The 4,012-nt window shown below is 67.1% G+C and carries 3 protein-coding genes and 1 pseudogene; 3 read left to right on the top strand and 1 reads right to left on the bottom strand.

Translation table 11 applies throughout. The annotated features are described in order from the left end of the window. Positions 1-49: 49 nt before the first annotated feature. Positions 50-652, top strand: a pseudogene (locus tag AB0L95_RS41880) (helix-turn-helix domain-containing protein); the annotation flags it as partial. Next, positions 640-1,113 (top strand): hypothetical protein, encoded by a 474-nt coding sequence (locus AB0L95_RS41875; protein WP_365171885.1) that lies wholly within the window; start codon positions 640-642, stop codon positions 1,111-1,113. The pseudogene AB0L95_RS41880 and the gene AB0L95_RS41875, both read left to right, overlap by 13 nt. Positions 1,114-1,232: 119 nt before the next feature. On the opposite strand, the gene AB0L95_RS41870 is transcribed toward AB0L95_RS41875, so the two are convergent. Beyond that, entirely contained in the window at positions 1,233-2,486 is a 1,254-nt protein-coding gene (locus AB0L95_RS41870) for an IS110 family transposase (RefSeq protein WP_365171883.1), read from the bottom strand. Positions 2,487-3,088: 602 nt separating this feature from the next. Between AB0L95_RS41870 and AB0L95_RS41865 the strand changes: the two genes are divergently transcribed. Beyond that, positions 3,089-4,012: IS110 family transposase (locus AB0L95_RS41865; protein ID WP_365171881.1), on the top strand; the 924-nt coding region annotated here is incomplete at its 3' end.

The following is a 4,012-nucleotide window of genomic DNA, read 5'->3' as shown; positions in this document are numbered from 1 at the left end:
CTAGTGTGATGCGCCAGAAATTTCGGGGGTAAGTTGGTGGCCTGTTTTCATGTCGCCGGGTCCTCGTGCTGTTGAAGTCACTCTGTCCGCTGAGGAGCGCGCGGAGTTGTCCCGTTGGGTCGGTGGGGCGGTGGCGCCGCGTTTTGTGGAGCGGGCGCGCATTGTGCTGGCGTGCGCGGAGGGTGCGCCGAATGCAGGGGTGGCGGCGGAGGTCGGCGTGACGGTGTCGACGGTGAGGAAGTGGCGCGGGAAGTTCGCCGCTGAGCGGCTGGCCGGGCTTGAGGATGGTGCTCGTATCGGTCGGCCGAAGGCCGACCTGGTCCTGAGTGAGGCTGAGCGGGATCAGCTCACCCGGTGGGCGAGGCGGGCGAAGACCGCCCAGTGTCTGGCGTTGCGTGCAAGGATCGTGCTGCGGTGCGCGGAGGGCGGGACGAACCGGCAGGCCGCCATCGACCTGGGTGTGGATGAGTCGACGGTGGAACGCTGGCGTGCCCGGTTCATCGTCGGACGTCTCGACGGCCTGTCCGACGAGCCCCGGGCGGGCCGGCCGCCCTCGATCCTGCTCGATCAGGTCGAGGACGTCATCGTGGCGACCTTGGAGTCCGCTCCGGGCAAGGACCTCACTGGTCAAGGGCCTCGATGGCCCAGCGGACGGGCCTGTCGAAATCGACCATCGGACGGATCTGGAAGCGGTTCGACCTCACGCCGCATCTCCAGGACTCCTTCAAGCTTTCCACCGACCCGCAGTCCGTCGCCAAGGTCGTCGACGTCGTCGGGCTGTACCACAACCCGCCCGAGAAGGCGGTCGTCCTCTGCGTGGACGAGAAGTCCCAGATCCAGGCACTGGACCGTTCACAGCCCGTACTCCCGATGATGCCGGGCATGCCCGAACGCCGCACCCATGACTACTGCCGGCACGGCATCACCAGCCTGTTCGCGGCTTTCAACATCGCCGACGGCAGCGTCATATCGGAGCTGCACCGCCGCCACCGGGCCATCGGGTTCAAGAAGTTCCTGGTCACGATCGACAAGGCGGTGCCCGCCGGGCTCGATGTCCATCTGGTCTGTGACAACTGTGAGGATCACGGTGTGCCGCAGGGGGCCGGAGCCTGACCCGTGTGACAACTGGCCGTGCTGCCTTGGTGTAGAACTGTCGGCTCCGGCCCCCTGCGGTGCGTACTGCCGCCGGCCCGGTGAACGTGTCCCGATAGACATCTCGGGATCTGAAGAAGTCAAGCAGCCACTGCCGCCGGTGAGGTCGCGGGCTGATTGAAGGCGCGTTCTTCGTCGAAGAGAGTCCGATTCTGGAGGCAGTGGAACAGCTGCCCGAGCAGGCGGTTGAACAGGTGCCGTTGAGCTTGTGCGTGCCAGTCGCCGACGTCGCGTCGGTGGCGGTAGTGGGCTTGGGCACCGGGTGATGAGCGCAGGGAGGAGAAGGCCCAGAGGTAGCCGGCGTGGTGGAGTCGGTTGTTCTTGACCATGCGGCGTCCGACGTAGTGTTTCTTGCCGGAGGCGCGGGTGATCGGTGCGGATCCGGCGTATGCCTTCAGGCCGCGGGCGTCGGCGAAGCGGTTGCGGTCGTCGCCTGTCTCGGCGAGAACTCGTGCCGCGAGCTGGACACCGAGGCCCGGGAAGCTCAGGAGTATCTCGGCATCTGGATGCTCACGAAAGCTGGCATCAACTGCTTCGGCGAGATCTTCACTGGCTTGGCAGGCTGCTTCGAATTGCTTTAGCAGAGCCAGAAGTTGCTTGCCGAAGGCGTCCTCGACAGCCGCAGGCTGGTGAGCGTACTCGGCCCGCAGGACGCCGCGCAGGCGGTCAGCCTCCTCGTCAATGCTGCGGACACGACCGGCGCGCTTGAGTGCGGAACGCAGCTGGCTCAGCGACAGCCGCGAGCCTTCTGTCGGCGTTGGCGCTTTGGCAAGGATGATGCGGGCTTCCTCGCGGGCCAGTCCTCCTTGCTTGGCCAGGAAGGCATCGAGGGCAGCAGGGTAGTACTCCCGCAGCAGGGAGCGGATCTGGTTGCCGATCTGCTGGCGGTTCCAGACGGCGTCCTGCTGAGCCCGAGCCAGCACCGCGATGGCCTGGGCCTGCTCGGAGTCCGCCGGCAGCGGCCGGTGCACGGCCATGTCGGTGCGGAGGATGTTCGCCAGCACGAGCGCGTCGCCCGGGTCTGACTTCTTGCGGGACACACCGTGGCGGTCGCGGTAACGAGAGGCGGCAAGCGGGTTGATCGCGAAGACCTTGCGGCGGCCGGTCCGCAAGGCTGCGACGAGCAGGCCTCGGCTGGTCTCGATGGCCACCGGTATCGGCGACTCAGGGCTGTCACCATGCTCGGCCAGGAGCTCCAGCAGCATCCGGTAGCCGGCCGCGTCATCGCTGATCCGCCGCTTGGCCAGCAGTTCGCCAGCCTCATCGACCAGCGCGAGGTCGTGATGCCTCTCTGCCCAGTCGATCCCGCAGAACACAGTCACACGTTCTCCCATCGTCGAGCGTTTATCCAGGTCACGAGCTCATGCAGGTCACGCGGCGTCCTAATCCCAGGACTCGGTCGGTCCGCCATCTCGGTAGCCGTTCGCGACACCAGCGCGCCCCAGGGGCCTCTGTCTGCGCCAGAGCTCGCGGCTCGCGGAGGTGGACAGGAGGTCGCCCTGTGGCGGGCTCGCGCCACGACGACAACGAACGACATACGACGGTGAGTTTCACGGGACTTGGAGACGCCGGACCGCGCCGCTCTCTCGTGAGACCTCCAAGGGCGGGGAGATTCCCAGGCGTCTGCCCGGCGCCCGCATGCCCCGTGAAACCCACCACCGTGACGGCGCCGCTCTATCGGGAGGCCTCAAGGGCCCGGGGCCTTACAGACGTCCGTCACCAGACAGCCCAGAAGCCCAGCTACGGCTTCCGGAACCACCTTCCCTACGGATTAGGGGCTTTGCTGCACAAAGCACCGTCACAGTTCTGACCGCCCACCGGACCGGTGTCAGCCACCAGACCCAGTCCAAGGAGCCTCGTGACCGTCACCAGCATGCTCCAGCTGACGCTGCCCACGCAGCCAGTCCCGGACCCGGCCGAGGAGGTGGTCCTGGGGGTGGACACCCACAAGGACGTCCACGTCGCCGCTGTCATCACCACTCTGGGCGCCTCGCTCGCCCACCAGGAGTTCCCGACTACCGCCGCGGGATATCGTCAACTACTCGCCTGGGCAGGGTCGTTCGGCATCCTGCATCGGGCCGGTGTCGAATGCACCGGATCCTACGGAACCGCGCTGACCCGGTACCTGCGCAGAGCAGGCATCGAGATCGTCGAAATCAACCAGCCCGACCGTGCCACCCGGCGCAAGCGCGGAAAGACGGATGCCGTCGACGCGGACGCAGCCGCTCGCGCCGTGCTGTCCGGACGCGCCACCACCGTGCCGAAGACCGCGGATGGCCCCGCAGCGGATATGCGGGTCCTCCGGCTCGCCAAGGAATCAGCCGTCAAGGCCCGCACCCAGGCGCTGAACCAGCTCAAGGCAGTCCTGCTGGCCATCGACCCGGAACTGCGCGAACTGCTCACTGGCCTGAGCAATCCTGCGCTGATCGCCACCTGCGCGGCCCTCGATGCCGATGACCGGGGCGAGGCCGTCTTCACGATGCGCCTGCTCGCCCGCAGAGTCCAGCACCTGTCCGACGAGGTCAAAGAGCTCACCCGGCGCACCACCAGGGCTGTCCGCTCCTGCCGGCCCGAGATGCTGGACCTCGTCGGTGTCGGTCCCGACAGCGCCGCAGTCCTCCTCATCGCCGCAGGCGACAACCCTGACCGGATCACTGACGAGGCATCCTTCGCCGCCCTGTGCGGCGTCAGCCCGGTCGAGCAGTCCTCCGGCAAGACACAACGACGGCGCCTGAATCGCGCAGGCAACCGCCAAGCGAATGCCGCCCTCTACCGCATCGTGATGACCCGCATACGCTGGGACGAGCGCACCCAGAAGTACCTGCAGCGACGCACTGCCGAGGGCATGTCCAAGCGCGAG

Source organism: Streptomyces sp. NPDC052036 (genome assembly GCF_040680495.1).
Lineage (GTDB): Bacteria > Actinomycetota > Actinomycetes > Streptomycetales > Streptomycetaceae > Streptomyces.
The sequence above is the reverse complement of the archived record's forward strand: the minus strand, read 5'-3'. Positions and strand labels throughout refer to the sequence as shown.

Excerpts from the sequence above, each read along its gene's own strand:
- AB0L95_RS41875 (WP_365171885.1), top strand. The coding sequence starts at position 640 with ATGGCCCAGCGGACGGGCCTGTCGAAATCGACCATCGGACGGATCTGG.
- AB0L95_RS41870 (WP_365171883.1), bottom strand. The coding sequence starts at position 2,486 with ATGGGAGAACGTGTGACTGTGTTCTGCGGGATCGACTGGGCAGAGAGG.